Annotated in this window: 1 protein-coding gene; it reads left to right on the plus strand. The window is 66.7% G+C overall.

The genetic code is table 11. The features are described 5' to 3' along the window. Positions 1–421: cobalamin-dependent protein (locus tag ACLF5H_RS37360; protein ID WP_421680414.1), on the plus strand; the 421-nt coding region annotated here is incomplete at both ends.

Consider the following 421-nt stretch of genomic DNA (forward strand, 5'->3'; position numbering starts at 1 on the left):
ACCGTGCGCGGCGACGTCCACGACATCGGCAAGAACCTGGTCGACATCATCCTGTCGAACAACGGCTACAACGTGGTCAACCTGGGCATCAAGCAGCCCGTCTCCGCGATCCTGGAGGCCGCCGAGGAACACCGCGCCGACGTGATCGGCATGTCCGGACTGCTGGTGAAGTCCACGGTGATCATGAAGGAGAACCTGGAGGAGCTCAACCAGCGCGACCTGGCCGGCACCTACCCCGTCATCCTCGGCGGCGCCGCCCTCACCCGCGCCTACGTCGAACAGGACCTCCACGAGATCTACCAGGGCGAGGTCCGCTACGCCCGCGACGCCTTCGAGGGCCTGCGCCTCATGGACGCCCTCATCGGCGTCAAACGCGGCGTCCCCGGCGCCAAACTCCCCGAACTCAAGCAACGCCGGGTCC

The sequence above is a fragment of the Streptomyces sp. LaBMicrA B280 genome, assembly GCF_049222185.1.
GTDB classification, from domain to species: domain Bacteria; phylum Actinomycetota; class Actinomycetes; order Streptomycetales; family Streptomycetaceae; genus Streptomyces; species Streptomyces murinus.